At 41.1% G+C, this 24,607-nt stretch carries 23 protein-coding genes and 1 tRNA gene; 14 read left to right on the plus strand and 10 right to left on the minus strand.

The window, feature by feature from the left end; all coding sequences use genetic code 11:
• The first annotated feature begins 343 nt into the window (after positions 1–343).
• Positions 344–1,267 (plus strand): tRNA (adenosine(37)-N6)-dimethylallyltransferase MiaA, encoded by a 924-nt coding sequence (gene miaA, locus V7L05_RS13220; RefSeq protein ID WP_335164595.1) that lies wholly within the window; start codon positions 344–346, stop codon positions 1,265–1,267.
• A gap of 56 nt (positions 1,268–1,323) precedes the next feature.
• Here miaA and V7L05_RS13225 read toward each other — a convergent pair whose 3' ends face one another.
• The 5 genes from V7L05_RS13225 to vapB all read right to left on the minus strand — a co-directional run bounded on the left by V7L05_RS13225 (position 1,324) and on the right by vapB (position 4,792).
• Positions 1,324–2,070 (minus strand): Uma2 family endonuclease, encoded by a 747-nt coding sequence (locus tag V7L05_RS13225; protein ID WP_335164596.1) that lies wholly within the window; start codon positions 2,068–2,070, stop codon positions 1,324–1,326.
• 29 nt (positions 2,071–2,099) lie between these two features.
• Entirely contained in the window at positions 2,100–2,810 is a 711-nt protein-coding gene (locus V7L05_RS13230) for a hypothetical protein (RefSeq protein WP_335164597.1), read from the minus strand.
• 15 nt (positions 2,811–2,825) lie between these two features.
• Positions 2,826–3,641, minus strand: a complete 816-nt coding sequence (locus tag V7L05_RS13235) for a transporter substrate-binding domain-containing protein (RefSeq protein ID WP_335164598.1) — start codon at positions 3,639–3,641, stop codon at positions 2,826–2,828.
• A gap of 528 nt (positions 3,642–4,169) precedes the next feature.
• Positions 4,170–4,559 (minus strand): type II toxin-antitoxin system VapC family toxin, encoded by a 390-nt coding sequence (locus tag V7L05_RS13240; protein WP_335164599.1) that lies wholly within the window; start codon positions 4,557–4,559, stop codon positions 4,170–4,172.
• The gene (vapB, locus tag V7L05_RS13245; RefSeq protein WP_335164600.1) at positions 4,559–4,792 is read right to left on the minus strand and encodes a type II toxin-antitoxin system VapB family antitoxin; all 234 of its coding nucleotides are present in this window, start codon (positions 4,790–4,792) and stop codon (positions 4,559–4,561) included. The genes V7L05_RS13240 and vapB overlap by 1 nt, the downstream gene beginning before the upstream one ends.
• Positions 4,793–4,996: 204 nt before the next feature.
• On the opposite strand from vapB, the gene V7L05_RS13250 reads away from it, so the two are divergent.
• Genes V7L05_RS13250 through glcD form a run of 3 tightly spaced genes read left to right on the plus strand, consistent with a single transcriptional unit; the run spans position 4,997 to position 7,226 of the window.
• Positions 4,997–5,359, plus strand: coding sequence for a hypothetical protein (locus V7L05_RS13250; protein WP_335164601.1), 363 nt, complete (start codon positions 4,997–4,999; stop codon positions 5,357–5,359).
• The gene (locus tag V7L05_RS13255; protein ID WP_335164602.1) at positions 5,349–5,726 is read left to right on the plus strand and encodes a HEPN domain-containing protein; all 378 of its coding nucleotides are present in this window, start codon (positions 5,349–5,351) and stop codon (positions 5,724–5,726) included. The genes V7L05_RS13250 and V7L05_RS13255 overlap by 11 nt, the downstream gene beginning before the upstream one ends.
• A 27-nt stretch (positions 5,727–5,753) precedes the next feature.
• Positions 5,754–7,226: a glycolate oxidase subunit GlcD gene (glcD, locus tag V7L05_RS13260; RefSeq protein ID WP_335164603.1), complete on the plus strand. Its 1,473-nt coding sequence runs from the start codon at positions 5,754–5,756 to the stop codon at positions 7,224–7,226.
• A 102-nt stretch (positions 7,227–7,328) separates the two neighbouring features.
• Here the strand turns inward: glcD and hisG are convergent, their stop codons facing one another.
• Positions 7,329–7,973, minus strand: a complete 645-nt coding sequence (hisG, locus tag V7L05_RS13265; RefSeq protein WP_334949328.1) for an ATP phosphoribosyltransferase — start codon at positions 7,971–7,973, stop codon at positions 7,329–7,331.
• Positions 7,974–8,048: 75 nt separating this feature from the next.
• On the opposite strand from hisG, the gene rppA reads away from it, so the two are divergent.
• A complete protein-coding gene (gene rppA, locus V7L05_RS13270; RefSeq protein WP_335164624.1) occupies positions 8,049–8,750 on the plus strand; it encodes a two-component system response regulator RppA in 702 nt (233 codons plus the stop codon).
• 168 nt (positions 8,751–8,918) lie between these two features.
• Positions 8,919–9,248, plus strand: coding sequence for a Uma2 family endonuclease (locus V7L05_RS13275; RefSeq protein WP_335164604.1), 330 nt, complete (start codon positions 8,919–8,921; stop codon positions 9,246–9,248).
• On the opposite strand, the gene V7L05_RS13280 is transcribed toward V7L05_RS13275, so the two are convergent.
• Both V7L05_RS13280 and V7L05_RS13285 read right to left on the minus strand, forming a co-directional pair.
• Positions 9,243–10,187 (minus strand): IS630 family transposase, encoded by a 945-nt coding sequence (locus tag V7L05_RS13280; protein WP_335164605.1) that lies wholly within the window; start codon positions 10,185–10,187, stop codon positions 9,243–9,245. The two genes, V7L05_RS13275 and V7L05_RS13280, sit on opposite strands and share 6 nt — an antisense overlap.
• Positions 10,188–10,727: 540 nt before the next feature.
• Positions 10,728–10,973 carry a hypothetical protein gene (locus tag V7L05_RS13285; RefSeq protein WP_335164606.1) on the minus strand — a complete coding sequence of 82 codons (246 nt, stop codon included), beginning with the start codon at positions 10,971–10,973 and terminating at the stop codon, positions 10,728–10,730.
• A gap of 250 nt (positions 10,974–11,223) precedes the next feature.
• Here V7L05_RS13285 and V7L05_RS13290 point away from each other — a divergent pair, with 250 nt between their 5' ends.
• Together V7L05_RS13290 and V7L05_RS13295 are read left to right on the plus strand one after the other, a co-directional pair.
• Positions 11,224–13,200: an AMP-dependent synthetase/ligase gene (locus tag V7L05_RS13290; RefSeq protein WP_335164607.1), complete on the plus strand. Its 1,977-nt coding sequence runs from the start codon at positions 11,224–11,226 to the stop codon at positions 13,198–13,200.
• Positions 13,201–13,241: 41 nt separating this feature from the next.
• Entirely contained in the window at positions 13,242–13,691 is a 450-nt protein-coding gene (locus V7L05_RS13295; RefSeq protein WP_335164625.1) for a YlqD family protein, read from the plus strand.
• 59 nt (positions 13,692–13,750) lie between these two features.
• On the opposite strand, the gene V7L05_RS13300 is transcribed toward V7L05_RS13295, so the two are convergent.
• Positions 13,751–14,224, minus strand: a complete 474-nt coding sequence (locus V7L05_RS13300; RefSeq protein ID WP_335164608.1) for a hypothetical protein — start codon at positions 14,222–14,224, stop codon at positions 13,751–13,753.
• 485 nt (positions 14,225–14,709) lie between these two features.
• Between V7L05_RS13300 and V7L05_RS13305 the strand changes: the two genes are divergently transcribed.
• Together V7L05_RS13305 and V7L05_RS13310 are read left to right on the plus strand one after the other, a co-directional pair.
• Positions 14,710–16,014: a dihydrolipoamide acetyltransferase family protein gene (locus V7L05_RS13305; protein ID WP_335164609.1), complete on the plus strand. Its 1,305-nt coding sequence runs from the start codon at positions 14,710–14,712 to the stop codon at positions 16,012–16,014.
• A gap of 213 nt (positions 16,015–16,227) precedes the next feature.
• Positions 16,228–17,118, plus strand: a complete 891-nt coding sequence (locus tag V7L05_RS13310; RefSeq protein WP_335164610.1) for an Rpn family recombination-promoting nuclease/putative transposase — start codon at positions 16,228–16,230, stop codon at positions 17,116–17,118.
• A 499-nt stretch (positions 17,119–17,617) separates the two neighbouring features.
• Here V7L05_RS13310 and V7L05_RS13315 read toward each other — a convergent pair whose 3' ends face one another.
• On the minus strand, positions 17,618–18,799 hold the full coding sequence (locus tag V7L05_RS13315) for an RtcB family protein (RefSeq protein ID WP_335164611.1): 1,182 nt from the start codon (positions 18,797–18,799) through the stop codon (positions 17,618–17,620).
• Between the two features lie 561 nt (positions 18,800–19,360).
• On the opposite strand from V7L05_RS13315, the gene V7L05_RS13320 reads away from it, so the two are divergent.
• The 4 genes from V7L05_RS13320 to V7L05_RS13335 all read left to right on the plus strand — a co-directional run bounded on the left by V7L05_RS13320 (position 19,361) and on the right by V7L05_RS13335 (position 24,600).
• Complete coding sequence (locus V7L05_RS13320) at positions 19,361–20,089, plus strand: HAD family hydrolase (protein ID WP_335164612.1); 729 nt, start codon at positions 19,361–19,363, stop codon at positions 20,087–20,089.
• Positions 20,090–20,156: 67 nt separating this feature from the next.
• A tRNA-Ala gene (locus tag V7L05_RS13325) sits at positions 20,157–20,229 on the plus strand.
• Between the two features lie 1,309 nt (positions 20,230–21,538).
• A complete protein-coding gene (locus V7L05_RS13330) occupies positions 21,539–22,993 on the plus strand; it encodes a glycoside hydrolase 100 family protein (protein WP_335164626.1) in 1,455 nt (484 codons plus the stop codon).
• Positions 22,994–23,190: 197 nt separating this feature from the next.
• A complete protein-coding gene (locus tag V7L05_RS13335; protein WP_335164613.1) occupies positions 23,191–24,600 on the plus strand; it encodes a 16S rRNA (cytosine(967)-C(5))-methyltransferase in 1,410 nt (469 codons plus the stop codon).
• Positions 24,601–24,607 lie beyond the last annotated feature (7 nt).

The following is a 24,607-nucleotide window of genomic DNA, read 5'->3' on the forward strand; positions in this document are numbered from 1 at the left end:
GATACGTCCCTGCATATTCTGGTTTCTCCTGCCACCCTACAAAAAATATTTTCCTCTATTTCCGACCCCTTTTTGCGGTGACGTGTACTAAGAGAGTGGGGCTTGTACCCCAAAAAATCCAAAATTTAAAATCTAAAATTCGGAGGGTCAAGGGAGCAGACGAGCAGACGAGTAGGGGAATTAGGGAGAGAATAGCTTAGGAATAAGAATTAAATAACATACATAACATACAATTAATGTCCCTGGCTTACCTCACCCTCAATCCCTCTCCTTATAAAGGAGAGGGAAGCTAGATATAGGATGAACTTTTGCATTTTATTTAATCCACGTTCCTTAATGAATAATGACTAAATTAATTGTGATTTGTGGGGCGACAGCAACAGGTAAGTCGGGTTTAGCTTTAGCTTTGGCGATGCGGTTGGGTTCTATAATTCTCAGTGCTGATTCTCGTCAAGTTTACCGTGAGTTTGATATTGGAACGGCAAAACCAACTGTCGCTGAACAAAAATTGGTGCCGCACTATTTAATAGATATCTGCGATCCAACAAACATGATGACAGTAGCAGACTATCAGCAACAAGCACAAGCCTTAATTAATTCTCCCTCATCTCCCTCATCTCCCTCATCTCCCCCACTTCTAATGGTTGGTGGCACTGGTTTATACATCCGTTCCATTGCCCAAGGGATGAAAATTCCTAGAGTTGCACCGCAGAAAGAATTGCGATCGCAGCTGGAATCTCTTGGTCAATCACAACTATACGCAATGTTACAACAAGTTGATCCTGTTGCTGTAGAAAAGATTCATGCTAATGACTCAGTACGGACTCTAAGAGCATTAGAAGTATATTATGTCACTGGTCATCCGATTTCAGAACAGCAAGGGGAGAATCCACCAAATTATCCGATTTTGCAAATTGGTTTAGATTGCGATGTTGACAAGTTGGGCGCTCGTATTCAACAGCGTACTGAGCAAATGATCGCAAATGGTTTGGTTGCTGAGGTGGAGTATCTTTGTCAAAAATATGGCGCTGATTTGTCTTTGTTGAATACTTTGGGTTATCAAGAAATTAAGCAATATTTGGCTGGGGATATTTCATTAGATGAAGCGAAAGAATTAACAATTTTACATACACGGCAATTTGCCAAGCGACAACGCACTTGGTTTCGAGCATATCCACAAATTGAATGGTTTGATGCGGATGATCGTGATTTATTAGAAAAGGTTTGGTATCGGATAAATGAGTTTATGAGTTGGACAACTTCGTGAGAATTTTTTTGCAAATGCAAAGACGCAAAAAACTTTGCGTCTTTACAGCGAGTGTCTTATAAAGTGTCGGGATCTACGCCCATAGCCCGTAGCCTATCTGCTAGTAATTGGGTGCGTTGTTCTGCTTGTTCAGCACGTTGTCGTTCCTGTTCAGCATATTGTCGTTCCTGTTCGGCATGTTGTCGTTCCTGTTCGGCGCGTTCATCTCCAGTAAGCAAAACAGTACCATCTTGGTAACACCAGCGTAACCAAGTATCCTGTCTATCTTCAAATTTGCCTTTCCACAAAGTTACACCTAAACCAACTTTTTCTAACCAAATTTCTGAAGTTTCAAAGTAGCGTGTTCCCCTAAGTTCATAAACGCGCAGTATTTTTTCTCCTAATTGCTGATTTGGGTCATATACGATGTAGTAACTAGCCCGCATATGTTCATAAATTTTCAGCTTTTTGCCTAGTTCATCACCTTCTTTATTAGAGACAATTTCGAGGACAACTTCTGGAGGTTTGCCAAAACGCCAAACCATATAACAACGATTTTGTTTTTCCCACCAATTTTCAGGCATTTGAACATCGAAGCTGAGAAAAACGTCGGGTACAATTGCGGGTTGACCGTCTGTATGGTAAACTCCGACATTGGCTGCTGCGAAAAAAGTCTGCTGCTGTAAAGTACTGTAAAGAGAGCCAATTAAAAGGCGTTTCTGTTTGGAAGTAGCAAAATTATCTAAAGTGTCGTTTTCAGTGAGTAGCTTGCTGGCATCTGGCACATAGTAATCATCATCATTGATTAAAAGTTGCTCAACCATGACTTTATCCAGTATTTAAGAATGTAATCCTACTCTTCCTTCTGCCATTCTTTAACAACGGCTATTGCAACGTTAAGGTAAGGATTATCAAGCAACTCTTCCAGTGCCTTCTCTCCTCCCGCTTTTAAAGCTCTCACAATCCTACTTCTTTGCTCTGGAGAAATTTCATAAGAGACTATCTTTTGTTTTTCCACTTCAGTAGCATTAGGTTGATTTTTCTCAACTTTTTCTAAAATTCGCTGTATGTCTTTTGCAAATTGAGATAAATCTTGCTTTTGTTCTGATGTATATTGAACAAATTGTTGAGTATTTGTATTTGTATTTGTACCCTGATTACCAACAGTTATATTAGAATTTTTCTGGTCGAAATTGTTAGTATTACTCATATTCCCCCTTCTAGTCTTAGACTGAGTATTCGCATTATGGAGATAAACATTAATATTCGGCGCTGAATTACCTACTTTATCATCCAGATTTTTGGAAGTTAGAGGATAATAATTTTTTATTCTCTTATCTTCTCTTTCTAGTTTATTATTGTTTAGATTTTGATAACTTTTAAGAAATAAAAGTACACCCACAGGAGTAATTAGTACAGCCGAGATAAAAACTATTTTTCTCCAGTGGTCATTATCGCTGTTATAGTTCAAATCATTTTTAATAAAATATTGAAAATCTGGATTGTCGTTTAATATTTTAAGCTTTGTGCTGCCAAAAGTTTTAATTTCAGCTTCTCCTAGCAAAAAATTTATCTGCTGCTATTGCAGCTGATTTTTAGCTTCATCTGTATGATAGACCACGACTCCATATTCTTCATTACTTAGCAGCCAAGGTGTCATAGAATATTTTTCTGTCCCTGCTTGTTCATTTAAATCTTTTAAAGTACGTCTCAAAAGGATTTCGTCATTAAACAATACATCTATTTCACCTTTTCTTAGCTTATCTACTCCATCGGAAGTATCTTGTAAAGTTATAAAATTTTTCAATGAAGGGTAAGCATTTTTTACTATCTTTTCAGTAGTTGTGTCCTTAAGGAGACCAAATTTTAGTGTTTTAAACTCCTCTCCAAGAGAAAGCTTCTCTCCAAGAGAAAGCTTTTGCATATTTTTCTTCAATAGTAAAGCCGTTGCACCTGTCCAAGCAAAAGGTTTAGAAAATTCACCATGTAGATCTACATGGTGAGGATCAAGATCATGGATTTTTTTTATACGATCTTGGGCTATGGTGTTAGAAGCGCACTCAGCATCAAGTTTTTCATTATTACTTCCTTCCCCTGTGAAACGATTCTCTATTTTCATCTTTACTATCTCTATCTTCAGAGGAAATCTTTTCTCCAAAGTTTCTTCTAAGGCATAACAGTAACCTTTCTCAATGAAGGCTGCTTCTTCATAAGAACTAATAGGAGCAGATGTACTACGAATACCAAAATAGTACGTTTTTAGCTCATTTACTCTTACCTCATTACCACTAGTTTTTGCCGTTTGTGTTAAAGCAGGAGAATTAAATAACAAAATTACTACTGTTACCAGAATGACTAATAAATAGTTCAGCTTCCTGTCATAATTCAGCTTCATAGTGGGTGTTGAAGAGAAATAAAGTTTGTAATAACCTTGCCAATTCCCTCATGGGATTGAATTGATTCCCCAAAAATACTTAGGAAAATATGTAATTATGCTGAAAAAGCGAGTTCTCACATTTACAATAAAAGCACGTAAAAACAAATAGTTTCGTAAAATTATGGTTTTTTTGTAAATATATTCACTATATTATCGTGAGTGACAAGATAAATTTTACTTGAGTTTCCCTTAATTTATCCGAAACACTCAAGTTTATGCTCATTACTGCTGAATCAATCCAGCATAAGCTCGGTTGGGCTGAGAGCCTTAGCAAAGTTTGTCTCAAGAGCATAAGCCAGCAATTAACAGGATGCTAAGTTTCATTACCGTTCAACCCAACCTGTCTATGAGAAGTGCGATACCCAGAAGGCGTTAAATTTCGTTCTGTACTCAAATCATGCGATCGCGCTTACTCTACATCAAATGCGTAGACGCGGAGTGGCTTGTCGTCAGATATGGCTTTTTCTGCCTATATAATCTGTATTTTTACTCCCACACCCTTTGAACTGGATATACATCAAAGACAGCATCTATACTTAACAAAGGCATCTTTTCAACTATTGCCTGAGCGATTATAATTCGGTCAAAAGGATCGCGGTGATGACTTGGTAAAGCTTCTAAAGCGTAGATATGAGTTAATTCAATAGGTAATAGTTGTAGATTATTCACTCGCTGTTGAGTTTCGATGAAATTAGGAAGCGATAAGCTTAAATTTAGTTTACCAAGCTGAGATTTTATTTGTAATTCCCAAACACTAGCCATGCTAACTACCCAAAAATTGTTAGTATCAATTAATAAGTTTCTAACTCTCTGGGATAGTTTTTCGGGGTTTCCTGCTGACCAAATAATTACGTGAGTGTCTAATAACAGTTTCATCACTGACTTTCACCTAGCCAAAATTCATCAGGTAAAGGGTCATTGAAATCATCACTTATCCAAATCTTATCTTGATTTAAACCCAGTACCCGTTTCTGTGGTGGTTGTTGAGGTTGAGCATATTTTTGTGCGAGAAATTCCACGAAATCTAGCACCTGTTGTTGCTGTTCGGGTGCTAGGGTTTGCAGCTTGGCAATTAATTTTGAGGTGGAATCTAAAACTTGGTAAGTCATTTCACCCTCTGCTGTTAAATGTCTAACTCTATGTTACTTTAGCCCCACAATTAACAGAATATGGAATTTTACCATCATTCAACGCACTTGTTAAGAGACATCGCACCTTCCGTACTCAAATCAGGCGATCGCCTTTACTCCCCCTAAGCTGCTATTCTTGCAACAATAGTAAACACAGCCATCAACAGCAGCCTGCAAAATGCCATGACAGACACCGCAGTTAGCATTTCTCCCGCCGATATCGAAACCCTTGAGCAGTTATACACCTTCCGAGAGCGCACCGAAGTTTTAGAATTTCTGGCTAAACATCCGTTTCTCATTCCCGTGCTGCTAGAAGCACCTGAGAAAATTCGCCACTACTTCCCTGACTCCCAACTATTTCTGGAAGTTGTTCCAGAACCAGAAAGTATTGATTGGGTGCAGCTGATACTATCTATTTTGATGAAGCTTGATCCCCATGAAGCAGTTGCAAGGCTCCATCAGTTTGACGATAATTGGTCAAGAGGTCTTTCACACCAGGTACATCAGCAATTTTTTACCACTCTGGAATACCCAGATGAGTTTTGATTGGTCACAATATCTTAATCTAGCCAAAGAACTCACCGATCAACCAACTACTCCTGCAAATCAGGAAGCTAAACTGCGTGATGCTATCAGTCGAGCATACTATGCAGCTTTTATCTTGGCGCGAAACTATTTGCGTGATCAAGAAGGAATATCAATTCCGAAAATAAGTGATGCTCACAGATATGTTTGGGAGCAATTCAAGCTTAATCCTCACCCACAACGTCAATTAATTGCTAATAACTTGAAACGATTGCGAGGATATCGCAGACAAGCAGATTATGTTGATAAATTTCCCGGATTATCTGGCATTACAATAATAGCTTTAGATTTATCTGAGGAAGTAATTGCAATTTTAAACAACCTGTAAACATCTACCTTGAACTTTAAAAAAACTATGCTTACCCAAGATAAAAAAGAACTCAACTGGAAACCCATTATCAAAGCATTCGAGGCTGTCCTTGGTAAAAATGGTGTGGTGCAACGCCGCGAAGAACTTATTACTTATGAATGCGATGGTTTAACAGGCTATCGCCAACGTCCGGCTGTGGTGGTTTTACCCAGAACTACAGAACAAGTTGCCCAAGTGGTGAAGATATGCAATCAATATTCTATACCCTTCATCGCACGCGGTTCTGGCACTGGTTTATCTGGTGGCGCTTTACCAGTGATAGACTCTGTTTTAATTGTCACTTCCTTAATGCGGCAAATCCTCAGCATTGATTTGGAAAATCAACGGGCAATTGTTCAACCAGGGGTGATTAATAGTTGGGTAACACAAGCCGTCAGTGGTGCTGGTTTTTATTATGCTCCTGACCCCTCCAGTCAAATTATCTGCTCTATTGGGGGCAACATTGCCGAAAATTCTGGTGGTGTACATTGCCTCAAATACGGCGTCACCACTAACCACGTTTTAGGATTAAAAATTGTCACGCCGCTAGGGGAAATTATCGATTTAGGCGGACAAATTCCAGAAATGCCTGGTTATGATTTAACAGGTGTGTTTGTTGGTTCTGAAGGCACTTTAGGAATTGCCACAGAAATTACTTTGCGAATTCTCAAAAGTCCAGAATCAATTTGTGTGTTGTTGGCAGATTTTACTAGTATTGAAGCTGCTGGAGCAACTGTTTCTGATATCATTAGCGCCGGAATTATTCCCGGTGGTATGGAAATGATGGATAACTTCAGCATTAATGCAGTTGAAGATGTTGTCGCAACTAATTGTTATCCCCGCGATGCTACTGCTATTTTACTAATAGAAATTGACGGTTTAGAAGTGGAAGTTGCAGGAAATAAGCAGCGAGTTACCGAAATTTGTCAAAAGAATGGTGCGCGTAATGTCACTTCTGCTACTGACCCAGAAACCCGATTGAAATTATGGAAAGGACGCAAGGCGGCTTTTGCTGCGGCTGGGCATTTAAGTCCAGATTATTATGTACAAGACGGTGTAATTCCTCGTACTCAATTGCCTTATGTTCTGCATGAGATTGAAATATTAAGTCAACAATACGGTTATCGTGTTGCTAATGTATTTCATGCTGGCGATGGCAATCTTCATCCGCTAATTCTTTTTGATAATTCTGTGCCTGGAGAATTAGGTCAAGTAGAAGAAATGGGTGGAAAAATTCTCAAACTTTGTGTCCAAGTCGGTGGTAGTATTTCTGGCGAACATGGTATCGGTGCAGAGAAAAAGTGCTATATGCCACAGATGTTTAGCCAAGTTGATTTAGAAACTATGCAATGGGTACGGCAAGTTTTTAATCCTAAAGGGTTAGCAAATCCTGAAAAGATATTCCCGACGCCACGAACTTGTGGAGAAGCCGCAAATGCATCAGCACTCAAGCAATTTGAAGGTGTGGAAAGATTTTAATTTTCCGCAAAGGTGCATTTGCAGTTCCTCCCATTCCTAGTCAGAGACTAATCGTAACAATGTGAACTACTCAGACTTGCCTACGGCTGAAGTCTGAGTAGTTCACACCTTTACCAAAACGGCTTCTCGCAGCTTGGCAATTACATCACTTAGATTACCCGTGTTCAGGCGGTAACTTAGAGGATGGGCAATCAGCCGCGCCGTGCTTTCATACAGAGTAGCAATTTCTATCAAACCATTTTCGCGTAAAGTCCGCCCTGTAGAAACCAAATCTACGATCGCTTCTGACATTCCAGTAATTGGGCCTAGTTCCACTGAACCATACAACGGGACTATTTCCACAGGTAAATCTAGACTGTAAAAATATTCACGAGCGCAATTTACATACTTGGAAGCAACTCTACCATGCGGAGGTAAATCTAAAGGCGATCGGTAAGAACTAGATGCTTTTACTGCCACCGACATTCGACAATGCCCAAACTGCAAATCCACCAAGTGGGCAACTTGCGGCTGCTTCTCCCGTAGCACATCGTAACCAACAACACCCAGTTGTGCTTGACCATATTCGACATAAACGGGTACATCCTGCGCCCGCACCAGCAAACCTTTTGCAAGTCCTTTAGCGTCAGGAATCTGAAGTTGGCGATTTCCTGAATCTAAAAAAGCACTAAAATCTAATCCCACAGATTGTAGCAGGCGGATGCTATTTTTAAGGAGTTCCCCTTTTGGCAATGCAACAGTCAGCATTCTTTTTTTAGTATCCTTGGCGTTTGGGCAGTTGAATAATATTGAGAATATCTCTATATGCTTACCACAAGCAGCATGAGAATTTTATTAGTTGATGATGAAGTTGAGCTAACTGAACCCTTGAGTCGCTTGTTAACTCGTGAGGGTTACATTGTCGATGCCGCTTACAATGGGACAAGTGGCAGCGAATATGCACAAGCCAGCAGTTATGACCTACTAATTTTAGATTGGATGCTGCCAGGAAAAACGGGGTTAGAGATTTGTCAGGAATTGCGACGCCAAGGCAAAACCACTCCTGTGCTGTTTCTCACAGCCAAAGATACTCTAGATGACCGCGTAGAAGGTTTGGATGCTGGTGCTGACGACTATTTGGTTAAACCTTTTGAACTGCGGGAATTATTAGCTAGAGTCCGGGCTTTATTGCGTCGTTCCGGTTCCCAAACCTATGAAACCACCACCGGACGGCTGACTGTGGCTGATTTAGAACTCGATTGTGAAAATCAAGTCGCCTATCGCCAAGGACGAATAATTGAGCTATCGCAAAAAGAAAGCCAGCTGCTGCAATACTTTATGGAACACACTGGACAATTAATGACTCATGCCCAGATTATGCAAAATTTGTGGCAAGAGGAAGAACAACCCAGTAGTAATGCGATCGCGGCATTAATTCGCCTGTTGCGTCGTAAGATTGAGGTAGGTAGAGAAACTGCGCTGATTCACACAGTCTACGGTAAAGGCTATCGTTTCGGTGCTTCCTCAGTGGAGTCAGTTTCATGATTTAACCTCCAAGTTTTTTTCTAATCTCAAATATACAAATATACGGATGTCTAAGCCTTTCTGGGCGGTTTCTGTCTAGAAAAAAATAACCCTGTCTAGTATACTTTGTGAATTTTCAAACATCCTCTTATGATTAAAATACAAGAGCGAGATTAAAGGAGTTAGCCGATGAGTCAGATGCTTAATACAGGAGTACGCTGGACAATCCACGATGTGGAACTCTTCGGAGAAAATGAAGGGACGCGCTATGAGATAGTTGATGGAGAATTATTTATGACCAGGGCACCTCACTTTAAACATCAGCAAACTTGTGGCAAAATTTTTCAACAGCTTAACATTTGGTCAGAGTTTACTGGTTTAGGAGAAGCTGTCATCAACCCCGGCGTTTTGTTTTCCGAATCAGATAATGTGATTCCTGATGTAGTTTGGGCTACTAAAGAAACCTTGGCGCTAACATTGGATGAAGCAGGACATTTACAGCGTATTGCAGGTTTATGAGGTACAGTAACAACAGTTAGTAAACCAGTTTTTTAAATGCACTGGATTAATCAAATGGAGTGCAGTCGCAATTAAAACATCAACCATTTTTGCAGTGGTTGGAGAAAAGGATCGGAGAAAAGATTTTAATTGTGACCACCAGTGTTCAATGGGATTAAAGTCAGGAGAATAGGGTGACTGATAAAGAACATTTGCATCCACGGATTGAATTAAAGACTCAATTCCTTGCACTTTATGAGATGGGACATTATCCATAACAACTACAGCACCCGACCATAGTTGAGGAAGTAAACACTTTTCGATAAAGACTTTAAAAGCATCGCCATTCATGGAACCATTCAAGGTCATCACAGCTAAAACTTTTTTTTTGCTAATTGCTCCAATTACTGTCACCTTCGCTCCCCGATAAAATGGTTTGAAATCATACACTCTACTTCCCTGATGGCTACGGGCATGAGTTCTTGTTAAACCCAATAAAACACCCATTTCATCGATGAAAACTAAGTTGTCTGGGTCTATTTGTTGGACTTGCTGCCAATACTCAATTCTCAAGTTTTGAACTCTTTCTGTTTTCGCTTGGCTGCTGCGTAGCGTCTTTTTTTTTGTAAGTTTTTGTTTTTGCAATGCCCGACACATCGTACTTTTACTCACCCAATGATTATTATTTGTACCCCAATACTCACAATATTCTGATAATGTTGCATCTGGGTATTGTTCAACCATTAAAGCTATTTTTGATTGATATCCATCTAACTCCCCTTTCATTGCCCCACCTTGTTGTCTCGGTTCTACGTGACCTTGAGTCTTACTGATGGAGAGTAATTTTTGTACAAAGCTTTTAGCTACACCAAACCTATCAGCAACTTTTCTGATTGAGGTGTCACCTTGAGAGTAAGCCTTGACTATTTTTTCTCGCAAGTCGATAGAGTAAGGTTTCATTTTACCCGTTCATGCACTACTATTACTGTACCTCATTTACCTGAAATGTGCTGTATAAGCAACCTTTAAAACCCTTGTACAGACTGGGTTATAAATTTACGGACAAGTTTTCGGAATGTATTCTCTTAGGAGAAAAGGCTACAGTCCAACTTAAAAATATGAGTTTATTGACTAAAGGAGAATTTAAAATTGAATATTTGGAGGGTAATGAATGGAAATATGCAGCTTTTAGAGTACCAGAAAAAGAATATCAGTAATGATCTGCATTAAAACTTCGTAATCGATACATTGAGTTGTGCGTTAGCCAAGGACATAACGCACCCGACAAAACTTTATGCACCTGGGAACCTTCTATACAGCAGATTTCAAGGAAAGTGAAGTACACAACGATTAGTCTCAAACCCAGGTATAAAACCTGTTTTACTTCTGAATTGTCATGCCTCGGCAAAGCAATCCCAAGCTCCGCTCCTTAATTCGGAATTCTGCTGTAAGTGAAAGCTAAATTTAAGTACCAAGTAATATTTACTTACAAACAGTCCATCAATTCGGAGAACAATTGGCACAGAAATCAGGACTAAATTTACAGAATTGGCTACCTGTCAATCCATAAGCTGTACAATAAGGAAAACTGGTAAGTTCGACTCTGGCTGTTTGTAATTTGGAACCATTCGGCAACGCTTCAGTAACTTTGGTTTTATCAGCCAGAAGGATAGCTACAAGTTTAGGGAACGCCACGCAAGCAGCAATATTGAGCAGCGTTAGCAGTGTAGAGTCTATCAGTTTCATAGGTAATCATCTCCTGTGAAAAATAGGCGTAGGCGTAGCCCGTCGTAGACATCGCTGTTCTTAGATGCAAACACAATCATTGCTTGCAGTCTATGTTAATTCACTTTAACATAAATTTTTGTAAATATAAACGTGGAATTCCTGGAATTCTCATATACAGAAGAGAATGTGGATAATAAGGACGACTATTGTAGCGTAATAACAAAATAAACTGGAAAACGATCAGTTTAGAATATTTAGGTAAGGTGTTATGTCAAAAACCCAAACCGCGTCTTCTTTTTTGTCTAACATCAGTGAGCAAGAACGCGAGGCATTAAAGCGGTTGGTAGATTACACAAATGTGGAATCGCTGCCAGAAATTTGGCCTTTGGCAGCTCAACGATTTGGTGATGTTGTCGCCCTCCGCAACCCTCATGCTAAACCAGAAGTAGCGATTACTTATACCCAGCTAGCAGAGCAAATGCAACTATTTGCTACAGGGTTGCAGGCGTTGGGAATAAAGGTAGGCGATCGCATTTCCCTAATTGCTGACAACAGTCCTCGCTGGTTTATTGCCGATCAAGGCATAATGACTGCTGGAGGAGTTGATGTGGTGCGTAGCTCCCAAGCCGAAAAAGAAGAACTGCTGTTTATCATCGCAAATAGTGGCAGCACGGCAATAGTAGTTGAGGATTTAAAGACACTTAAAAAACTGCAAGATCGCCTCAAAGATTTACCAATTCAACTAGTAATCTTACTTTCGGACGAAGCCCCACCAACAGACGAAACCCTAAAGATGCTGAACTTTGCCCAGTTGATCGAAATTGGGGTAAATCATAATTTTGTGCCAGTCAAGCAAAATCGTGACGCTCTGGCAACCCTAATTTATACCTCTGGGACCACGGGCAAACCCAAGGGTGTAATGTTGTCTTATAACAATTTGATGCACCAAGTGCTCACTTTCAGGACAGTAGTGCAACCAAACGTGGGCGATATGGTTCTCAGTATCCTACCTTCCTGGCACAGCTACGAACGGACTGTGGAATATTACCTACTATCTCAAGGTTGTACGCAAGTTTATACCAACTTGCGCTCTGTGAAAGGAGATTTGAGACAATTTAAACCCAACTACATGGTGGGTGTACCGCGTCTGTGGGAATCGATTTATGAAGGAGTGCAAAAGCAGTTCCGCGAACAGCCAGCGAATAAGCAACGCCTGATTAACTTTTTATTGGGCATTAGCGAAAAATATATCAAAGCGCGGCGAGTTGCTCAAGGGTTGAATTTAAATAATCTTCATGCTTCAGCCCTCGAACGATTAGCAGCTAGGATACAAGCATCGGCTTTATTACCCCTCCATGCCTTGGGAGAACGACTGGTTTATGCCAAAGTGCGGGAAGCCACAGGAGGAGAAGTTAAGCAGATGATTAGCGGTGGTGGTGCGCTTCCTAGACACATCGATAACTTCTTTGAAATTATTGGTGTGCAGATTTTGCAAGGTTATGGGTTGACAGAAACTTCTCCTGTTACCCATGTGCGGCGTCCCTGGCGAAATTTGATTGGTGCATCAGGGCAACCACTTCCGGCTACAGAAGCTAAAATCGTAGATCCTGAGACAAAAGCGCCTCTACCATTAGAGAAGCGAGGCTTGGTTTTGTTGAAGGGGCCGCAGATTATGCAAGGCTATTACCAAAATCCCGAAGCGACAGCGAAAGCAATTGATGCTGAAGGGTGGTTTAATAGCGGCGATTTGGGTTGGCTGACAGCACAAAACGACTTAGTGCTGACTGGCAGGGCAAAGGATACGATTGTATTGACTAACGGGGAAAACATCGAGCCGCAGCCGATCGAAGATGTGTGTTTGCGATCGCCATACATCGATCAAATTATGCTCGTCGGGCAAGATCAGCGCAGCCTGGGAGCCTTAATTGTCCCCAATGTCGAAGCCCTAGAAAAATGGGCAGCAAGTCAGAATCTGACACTGGATACGCACAATGATCAGATTACTTCCTCAGCAAGTCAAAAAATTGACTTGGAGAGTAGAATGATCCAGGATTTATTTCGGCAAGAATTGAATCGGGAAGTGCAAAATCGTCCAGGTTATCGACCGGATGACCGCATCGGAACGTTTAAACTCATCCTGGAACCGTTTTCAATAGAAAATGGTTTGATGACACAAACACTGAAAGTTCGCCGACACGTCGTCACCGAACGCTATCGCGATATTATTGACGGCATGTTTGCCTGATGATTCCACCTGCTAATTACAAGAGTGAACGTGAAATATTTATGGATGTCTCCAAATCTAATTTGCTCCTGAAACGCGTCGTTAACGTCAAAGTCATTGTGACTCCCCTCTGGAAAGAGGAAATACAACAGCAGCTACAAACGCAGATCAATCAAATCGACCAGCAACTGCAACAGCTAGAAGTCGAAGGACAAAGAGCTGTTGCTGCAATTCAAAAGCAGAGTCTGCAACCACCTGGTCCCCAGACCCTCCAACAAATTGACAATATCCAACTCCAAGTCAATCAAAAGAAAAGTGAACTGCTAGAGCAGAAAAATCAATTGTTGCAAAACCTTCAGCAAGTGCAGTTTCTCCAGCAGGATCAGGAAGTCAACCAATTCCAAATGGAAGGCTTTTTCCGAGTAGAAATCGGTGATAACCTAATTAGTAAAATGCAGGTGGAAATCGTTCTGCGCGATGGCGTTGTCGAAGAAATTCGCGGCGACATTTAAAAAGTTAGGAGTTAGGAGTTATAAGTTTAAATTCCTAACTAATTCCTCACTCCTAACTCCTAATTCCTCACTCCAGCCCAAACAATTTGCCAGACTGGAGGAGAGCTAATAAAAAGCGATCGCCCAAAGGTGGTCATCTCAATTCGATATTTAACTGTACCAACTGAATCATCACCCCGCTTGATTTCCGTAATCGTCACAAAAGCCTGATTTCGTTGCGGATAAGTTACCTCTACCTTTCGCGTTCCTCCCACTGATCCGATGTCGTCAAAGGCATTCAGGGCGAGGGTAGCAGGATCACTACCTTGGAGAGATGAGTTGATCTTTTCTAGAGGTATAGTTTTATAATCGGAACGCTCTGAGTATGCCACAACCTCTTGAGACTGATGCATTGCTGCCATCTGCTGGGTTTGCCCATCACTAGTCTCAACAATCGGTGCAGATGGCTGGCGCTGGATAATATAAACTCCAGCGCCAGCAGTGGCAAAGATACCTAGTATCACAATCAAAAAGAATTTCAACTTTGCCGACATAAAAGTAAACAGGAATTTCAAATAGGTTTATTACCAATTTTGAATTCTAGATTGAACTGCATCCCATATCCTCTACCTGCGAGAAGTTCCTGTATCTTAAGCAATGGTTATGAGGAATATAAATAGCAATCCCATTTAATCTGTGAGAAAGTCGTGGTGGTTTTTACAAGTCAACAACTAAAATGAGATCGAGATATTGGCTAACCATTGAGGATAGCTATGTATTATAGACCTCTAAGTTATATTTAGGTTCCTAGAGTCAAGAGTCATTCAATTTTAGATTTTGAATTTTGGATTGAAGGAGAAATCTAAAATCGGTAGAGTTAGGAACTTTCCCCCATCTCCCCCATCTCCCCCATCCCCCCACTCCCCACTCCCCACTCCCCAACCTAAAATATAAACAGTCTAAAACCCTCCCACCAAGATACAATTCAATCTGACAAAAGCTGTTAAAGTCCATAAACCATTGATTCCCAAACCACCCTATGAGCATTCACGAAGTATTTATGCCGGCGCTGAGTTCTACCATGACAGAAGGCAAAATCGTTTCCTGGGTGAAATCGCCAGGTGACAAGGTGGAAAAAGGCGAAACAGTGGTGGTTGTAGAGTCAGATAAGGCAGATATGGATGTAGAAACCTTTTATGAGGGATTTCTGGCCCATATCATAGTTGAAGCTGGTGAAACTGCCCCGGTAGGATCTGCGATCGCCTTCATCGCTGAAACGGAAGCTGAAATTGAACAGGCGAAATCTCTTGCCAATTCCGGCGGCGGGGTTGCTAGTGCTATCTCTTCCCCTGAACAAATCCCCGCCGGCACAGCCTCAGCCGCAACACCTGCCTTAGCGTCTCAAAACGGGTCTAACCACAAAGAAGGAAGGCTTGTAGCTTCACCCCGTGCCCGCAAGTTAGCTAAAGAACTTAAAGTTGATTTAACTACTCTCCAAGGTAGTGGCCCCCACGGTCGCATTGTCGCCGAAGATGTCGAAGCATTGTCCAATCAGGGCAAACAACCCGCCCCTGCCCCAGTTGCCCCAGCAGCGCCCGTACCAACCAGCGCCCCAGTTGCACCCCCAGCACCTCGGACACCAGCACCCGCAACCGTGGTAGCGGCTGTTCCTGGTCAAATCGTGCCTCTAACTACCTTCCAAAATGCCGTAGTGCGGAACATGGTAGCCACCATATCCGTGCCCGTCTTCCGTGTCGGTTATACAATTACCACCGATGGATTAGACAAACTTTATAAACAAATTAAATCCAAAGGTGTGACAATGACAGCGCTACTGGCGAAAGCTGTAGCGGTGACGTTGCAAAAACACCCATTGTTAAATGCTAGCTACTCAGAGCAGGGCATTGTCTATCATTCTGATATCAACATTTCCGTAGCAGTAGCGATGGATGATGGCGGATTGATTACGCCTGTGCTGCAAAATGCCGACGCAGTGGATATATATTCTCTATCGCGTACTTGGAAGTCTTTGGTAGAACGTGCGAGGGCAAAACAATTACAGCCCCAAGAATACAACAGTGGTACTTTTACCCTGTCCAATTTGGGGATGTTTGGCGTAGATAAATTTGATGCGATTTTACCGCCTGGACAAGGTTCAATTTTAGCGATCGGGGCATCCCGTCCGCAAGTGGTAGCAACAGCAGATGGTTTGTTTGGCGTGCGGCAACAAATGCAAGTGAATATTACTTCTGACCACCGGATTATTTACGGTGCCCATGCTGCGGCGTTCTTGCAAGATTTAGCGAAATTGATTGAGACGAATCCTCAATCTTTGACAATGTAATTTTGAAAAGACACCAAATTTAAATGTTAGCGCTATCAGCGAGCAGCAGTTTTTCGTAGAGTAGCGCTAACAATAAATAATACCTAATACCAATTCAAAATTCAAAATTCAAAATTAATAAAGCCTGATTTAATATGGGTTTCCATGCTTGTATCTGTCACATTTTTTTAATTGGTATAAGCTTAAATTTTTTATTTTCAAACTGATATCAAAGTGACATACGACAACACTCTTAAATATCTGGTTGAGCAGTATCCAGAAGATTTTATCCGCTACTTACTCGCATATGAGGCAACGGATATCCAGATTCTCAAAACAGAATTAAATCAAGAACCAATTCGTGCTGACTCAGTAACCTTTTTGCAAACTGCCAATCAAATACTGCATTTAGAGTTTCAAACCTTACCAGCATCGACACCACCCTTACCACTGCGGATGTTGGACTATTGGGTGCGGCTATATCGACAATACAATTGCGATATCGAGCAGGTAGTGATTTTCCTTAAACCCACAACTTCAGAAGCTGTATTTGTAAATGAATTTACTGCCCGCAATACTACCCACCGTTACCGCGTCATCCGAATTTGGGAACAAGAACCAGAACCGTTAATGTTATCTCCTGGTTTATTACCTCTGGCAACTTTGGCACGAACTGATTCTCCTCAAAGCTTACTCCGACAAGTGGCAGTTCAGGTGAGTATGATTGAAGAAGCAGCCACCAAGCAGAGTATTTCAGTATGTACCCAACTTCTAGCAGGGTTGGTATTTGAGCCAGAACTTATTCGTCAGTTTTTGAGGAGAGAAGATATGAGAGAATCTGCTATTTATCAAGAAATTCTCCAAGAAGGACTTCAAGAAGGGAGAGAACAAGGCATTGAACAAGGTATTGAACAAGGTATTGAACAAGGTATTGAACAAGGAAGGCAATCAGAACTGAGGCTAGTGATGCGTCTATTAACTCTTCGGCTTGGTTCAATTAATTCTCAATTACAATCTCGGTTGCAAGAGTTGTCCCTGGCTAAGTTAGAGGACTTGGGTGAAGTATTGCTAGATTTCGCCAGTGAAGCTGATTTGATGAATTGGCTGAATAGAGTAGAAAGTTAGAGTTTGCTCTAAACGTTTCGACCAGTTATAAAAAAAGTCAGATTTTCATACCAAGCACCTTGCTCTGTTGCTTCTGCTTCAATTTTTTGACGATACTCTGCTTTGAGTGCCATTCCCAGATAAAGAATTTACCGATCACAGACTCGGCGCTGTGGGATAATTTCATTTGTTCAGTTGATTCACTTAAAACAATCATTTATTCCTCAGCGTACCTTTGCGCTTACCTCAGTATGCCTCTGCATTTAAATACAGCAGATTTCAGGTTGGTGAAGTACACAAGCTAAGTCTCAAAGTCAGGTATAAAGCCTGTTTTACTTCTGAATTCTGACTCCTTAATTCTGAATTCTGCTGTAATTTGTAATTCGTAATTCGTAATTAAGTTTTGTGACGGGGATTTAGACCCCGACCCAAAACTTGCTTATTTTTTGAACCGGGGGATTTAAACCCACGGTACTCGGTTAAAAAATAAAAAAGGCGGGCATTACCCACCCTAACTAATTTATCCTTTCACACAAAGAACTTGCTTGAGTGTTGCTACAACTTCAACCAAATCAGCTTGATTTTCCATAACTTGTTCTATCGGTTTATAGGCACCAGGAATTTCATCTAACACACCCTGATCTTTGCGACATTCTACGCCATTTGTTTGCTCTATCAAATCATCAAGTGTGTAGACATTTTTTGCCTTATTTCTTGACATCAAACGCCCTGCACCGTGGGAACAAGAACAGAAGCTGTGGGCATTACCTTTACCCTTAACGATGAAAGACTTTGCCCCCATCGAACCAGGAATAATCCCATAATCTTCAGTCTGGGCGCGGACTGCACCCTTACGAGTAACGTAAACATCCTCGTCAAAATGCACTTCTTTTTCGGCGTAATTGTGATGACAATTAACCTGCAATAAAGGTTTAGTTGCCTTCCCACCTGCTAAATGCTTCTCAACTATGTGCTTAAAACGCGCCATCATCACATCACGGTTGACACGCGCATAGTTTTGTGACCATTGCAAATCGTGCCAGTATGCTTGGAATTCTGGCGTACCAGCGACAAAGTGAGCCAAATCAGGGTCAGGCAATTTATTACCTGCCATCTTTGCTAATTCTCTGGCTGTATGAATATGACACTGGGCTAGTTTATTGCCGATGTTGCGCGAACCAGAATGCAACATTAGCCAAACTTGATTCTCTGTATCAAGACACACTTCAATAAAGTGGTTTCCTCCACCGAGAGAACCCATCTGTTTCATCGCTTTACTTTGTAGGTCTTGTACGCCGCGATGCAAGTCTTTAAAATCATCCCAGTGTTGCCAGTTGGTGACAGATTTTTCAACGTCTTTGTTTTCGTTGAATCCAGTCGGAATTGCTGCTTCAATATCCAAGCGAATTTTCTTCAGTTTACCTTCTAGTTGTTCGGCGGTAAATGCTGTTTTGATAGCGCTCATCCCGCAACCAATATCCACACCGACAGCAGCTGGTATAATTGCCTCTTTGGTCGCAATTACAGAACCCACTAAAGCACCTTTTCCTAAGTGAACATCTGGCATCAAGGCTATGTGCTTAAACACAAATGGTAGCGATGCCATATTCTTTGCCATTTTGGTTTCTTCTGGCCCCAAAGAGTGATTTGCCCAAGAGAAGACGGGTGTTGGTGTGGTAATTTCTAACTTTTCGTAGGGCATAATCTTTTCTATTTTGGATTTGAGACTTGGACTTCTCTCCGAGACGCTACGCGAACGCTCAGTCGAACGATTTTAGATTTCGGATTTGGTATATGACATTGATAATTATCACTATGGTTTATAAACCATTGCCTAGTTAGTTGTAGCAATTTAAATGTTATATTGTCTTTCATTTGGCTGACTCAATTTTCGTAAAGCTGAAGAACTACTTTTAGGAGTAATTTTTATATACTACAAATGTAACAAAATAAATTACAAACGTCAAGCCGATGGCCACGGCAATCAGGTATGATTATCAGAACTACTAATCAGGGTGTCGTTACCTAAGCTCGCGTCAAGTGAGTATGCTGCTAGTAGCATGGAAGCGAAGATGGATGCAGTCGGATTTGAAGCTGTGCGATGTCTACGACGGGCGTAGCTGCCGCAAGATATATGATCGATAAATCAGATAACTAATGCCGTTAAACCGATCACAACCGAAAATGTTCGCCAGTATGCTCCCACATCAATAGATAATAATGATTTGGAGGGACTTGGATCTCCAGTATTTGGCATAATGGCATGAGTTTAAAGGCAGTTCTCTTTGATTTTAATGGTGTGATCATTAACGATGAGCCAATCCACCTGCAACTGATAGATGAGATTCTCATTGAAGAAAATCTCCAACCCCAACGGGTTGATGAGCGTCAAGCTTCTCTTGGACGCAGCGATCGCGCTTGTTTTCAGCAATTACTCGCTAATCGTGGTAGAGTCGCTAACGAAAACTATTTAACTCAGTTGCTGTACCGGAAAGCCCAAGCTTATACGGTGGAACTAGAGAAAATAGAGAAACTGCCTTTATATCCAGGTGTAGAAGACTTAATATTTCAGGTGCGATCGCGCCAGATAAAAATCGGCTTAGTCAGTGGCGCTATTCGCAAAGAAATCGAATTGGTACTCAATCGAGCTAAACTCGCTGAACATTTTAAAATTATCGTCGCAGGTGATGACATCACCACCAGTAAACCAGAACCCGATGGTTATTTACTGGCAGTGAAACGCCTGAATGAAGAATATCCTGAATTGAATCTTCAACCACAAGAGTGTTTGGCAATTGAAGATACCCCAGCAGGTATCGAAGCGGCGAAGCGATCGCAAATGCAAGTTGTTGGGGTAGCGAATACATACCCATTCCACATGCTCCAGCGCTGCTGTAACTGGACTGTTGATTATCTCAGTGATTTGGAACTCGAACGGGTGCAGAAGATTTATTCCCAAAAACAGCCTCAGCAATCGGTAACTGAATGTTAGAATATTTTATGGTGATAGTGTCCAAAGAGTTAATGAGTGATATTACTCTTGACTTGGCACTGATTAAGGGGAATTAGCTCAGTTGGTAGAGTGCTGCGATCGCACCGCAGAGGCCATCGGTTCAAATCCGTTATTCTCCATTTGTACATTAAATAATTGTACATTCGCAAATTAGATGTCGCAATTCGCAAATTAATGTCGCTTTTTGCCAATTAAGGTCGATTTCGTAACTTTGTGTTACTAATTTTAGTATATTAGGTTTTCGCAAATTAACGTCGTCTTCTTTCGTCATTAACTATAAAATTACCACAAGGAAATTATTTTTCCTTAACATTTGTTCGATCGCAGCACTCCTTTCAACCCTCCTAATAACTTAGTTGTACTCTTTAACCATTTTCAAATCTGGTTAGTACGAACACATATTTTTTATTGCTTATTTTTTTTGATCCACCCCTAGCCGGGATGGTTGTTGAAACTCAGCTAATTCTCTGTCATCAGGATCAAACTCGGAGTCTTTCAACCTACCCCTAGCCGGTGTACATTCGCTATGAGCGGTGAAGCAATCTTGTGGAATTTTGGATTTATGGTTCGACAACTGAAGCAATGAGTAAAAATAGACGCTACGCGAACACAGAGGTCATGCAATTTTAACCAGCCTCGCCACAGTACCTGGATGTCAATTGGAGTTTTGCATCGATGTTCCAGATAACCGATTAGCAAGATTGTATCATCCTGATGTCAACACTTGGGCGCAGGCGTAGCCCGTCGTAGACATTGCAAAAGCCTCAATGCAAGCAATTAATCAGGCTTATAAAGAATTCCAGGAGCAGTTAAACCCTCACAAATATATTAACTTTGATAAATAAGTTACCAACTAAATTAAACTGATAGCACAATCTCTGATGACAAGCTACTATCATTAGGGTAAAATATATAACTCTTCAGAAGTATTGAACTCTTCAATTTTTTAAGCATTTATCTTGCATATTCTGATAAAAAGTTATAAATTATTAGATTATGGGGGAAATCTGACATCTTCGTGTCAAAAACTAATCCTGCTCAAGTAAATATACTGCAACCAGTTTTCACTTCACGCAAACCTTAAACAGCACTGAAGATATGTTTTTGTTTGGTAAAGCAAATATTCCAAACATGAAAGGGAATAATAAATAATCTAAAAATATATCTTGTGTGACTGTTTTGAAGAATCATGTTACGGCTTGCGCTGAAGAACAACAAAATTAACCAAAAAAGTAATCGATTATAAACAAATTAACTAGCAATAAAGTGCATAAATGTCAGCAGATTTATTCATTGTTAGTTAATTAATGTTTCTGCAAATTATATTTGCTATTCAAAGAATCGTTTTTGCTATGCTGAGAATAGTAAAAACAAGAAATGAAGACGCATTTACGACAAATTCACAATCCAAATGGAGTTATTCTGGCGATGCACCTAAACGAATTGGAAACTACTGAAAATTTCAAAGAAGTGGAAGAGGCGTGGCGAGCGCTAGAAAAATCAATTCTCTACTATCAAGGACGCCCTGTTGGGACAGTAGCCGCTTATGATGCATCTGTAGAGGCGCTCAATTATGATCAATGCTTTGTCCGGGATTTTGTCTCTTCAGGTCTAATTTTTCTAATCAAAGGTAGAACAGATATTGTTCGCAATTTCTTAGAAGAAACCTTAAAGTTACAGCCTAAAGAAAGGGCATTAGATGCTTATAAGCCGGGACGAGGATTAATTCCAGCTAGCTTTAAAGTTGTATCAGAAAATGGGCAAGAATATTTAGAAGCAGACTTTGGTGAACATGCGATCGCTAGAGTTACACCTGTAGATTCTTGCCTATGGTGGATTATTTTGTTGCGTGCTTATGTAGTCGCCACAGATGATTTTTCTCTAGCCTATAAACCTGAATTCCAAAATGGTATCAGGTTAATCATGGAAATCTGCTTGGCGAATCGTTTTGATATGTACCCAACGCTGTTGGTTCCAGATGGTGCTTGTATGATTGACCGTCGTATGGGCATTTATGGGCATCCTCTAGAGCTACAAGTTCTTTTTTACACGGCATTGCGTGCATCTCGTGAACTGCTAATTTGTCAAGGGAATTCCGATATTGTTGAAGCGATTGATAATCGGTTGCCTCTTTTATGTGCTCATATTCGCCAGCATTATTGGATAGATATTAATCGCTTGAATGCAATTTATCGCTTCAAAAGTGAAGAATATGGCAAGACTGCTGTTAATCTGTTCAATATATATGTAGATTCTCTTCCTTATTATGAATTAGATAAGTGGCTGCCCAAAAAAGGTGGTTATCTAGCAGGTAATGTTGGCCCGTCGCAGCTAGATACTCGCTTCTTTTCCCTCGGAAACTTAATGGCAATCATTTCCGACTTAGCCACCGAAGAACAGTCACAAGCGATTATGACTCTCATTGAGGAACGATGGGATGACTTAGTGGGAGATATGCCAATGAAAATTTGTTTCCCAGCTTTGCAAAATGAAGAGTATAGAATAGTAACTGGATGTGACCCCAAAAATATACCCTGGTCGTATCATAATGCTGGTAGTTGGCCAGTTTTAATGTGGATGTTAGCGGCGGCGGCTGTAAAAACTAACAAAACAAGTCTTGCACAAAAGGCGATTGAAATTGCTCAACCACGCCTCATTGATGATGAATGGCCAGAATATTACGATGGCAAGAAAGGGCGACTGATTGGGAAACAAGCTAGGAAATATCAAACTTGGACAATTACTGGGTTCTTATTAGCAAAAGAACTGATGGCAAACCACAGTTATTTACCATTAATCAGCTTTGGAAAATTACCAGCAGAACAGGTTTCTAGAGCATGTGAGTTTGAAATCGCCAGTGTAGACCCGTATTTGACTCGATAGGAAGTTAAGAGTCATTCAATTTTGGATTTTAGATTTGAGATTTTGCGGAAAGTCTGAGCGGAGATTTCCTTCGCTCAGAACTTTCCAAGCAAGATTTTAGATTTTTCCTTCAATCCAAAATCCCAAATTCAAAATCTAAAATTGGCAGAGTTGGGAGTTAGAATACAAAAGCCTTCTGACTCCTGAATCATGTTTCCATGACAAACGCCCGTCAACTAGCTTTTATCGCCTTGCGAGATGTTCATAAGGGGGCTTATGCTGATGTTGCCCTAGATAGAGTGCTGCAAAAAGTTAATTTGGCTGATTGCGATCGCCGCTTGGTGACAGAATTGGTTTATGGCAGCGTCAGAAGGCAGCGCACTCTTGATACTCTCATTGATCAACTTGCCAAAAAGAAATCTGATCAACAACCCCAAGACCTCCGCACCATCTTACATCTGGGTTTCTACCAACTTCGTTATCAACAGCGTATTCCCGCCTCAGCTGCTGTTAATACCACCGTCCAACTCGCTAAAGAAAACGGTTTTTCTGGACTCACGGGTTTTGTTAACGGTCTATTACGCCAGTATCTTAGAACAGCAGGGGAAGCAGGGGAAGAAAACACTTCCTCATCTCCCTCATCCCCCTCATCCCCCTCATCTCTCCATACTGATCCGTTACAACTCCCAGAAAACCCAGTGGAACGCTTGGGCATTTTACACAGCTTTCCTGATTGGATGATTAAAGTTTGGTTAGAACAACTGGGTTTAGCCGACACAGAACAACTGTGTGAATGGATGAACCAATCACCAACAATTGACTTACGAATCAACCCACTTTGCACTTCAATCGAAGAAGTTGAGGCGGCTTTACAATCTGCTGGTATTTTGGTGAGACGGATTCCTCGCTTACCCCAAGCTTTACGATTGATTGGTAGTGCTGGGTCAATTCAAAAAATACCTGGTTTCAGAGAAGGCTGGTGGACTGTACAAGATAGTAGCGCTCAATTGGTAAGTCATTTGCTCGACCCCCAACCGGGTGAAGTGGTAATTGATGTCTGTGCTGCACCAGGGGGTAAAACAACCCACATCGCTGAGTTAATGGCAGATAAGGGTAAAATTTGGGCTTGCGATCGCACTCCTTCTCGTCTTCGTAAACTCCAAGAAAATTCTCAACGGCTGAATTTACAATCTATTCAAATTTACACTGGTGACAGTCGTCATTTTACCCAATTTCAAAACACCGCAGACCGCGTATTACTCGATGCTCCATGTTCTGGGTTAGGAACGATGCACCGTCATGCTGATGCGCGTTGGCGACAGACACCAGAATCTGTCCGGGAACTTTCGGTGCTGCAAAAAGAATTAATAACACATACGTCTACTTTTGTCAAGTCGGGTGGTGTATTAGTTTATGCCACCTGTACATTACATCCAGCAGAAAATGAAGAAGTGATTTCGGCATTTTTAGCTGAGTCACCTGATTGGCAAATTGAGTCTCCCAGAGGTTTTGAGTTTCCTGATTCTGCCCATAGCACGCCTCAAGGTTGGTTTAAAGTCTGGCCTCATCGACAGGACATGGATGGCTTTTTTATGGTGCGCTTAAGAAAAACCAATAATTCCGAGTGAATACTGT

It is taken from the genome of Nostoc sp. (assembly GCF_036917755.1).
Classification (GTDB): Bacteria; Cyanobacteriota; Cyanobacteriia; order Cyanobacteriales; family Nostocaceae; genus Nostoc.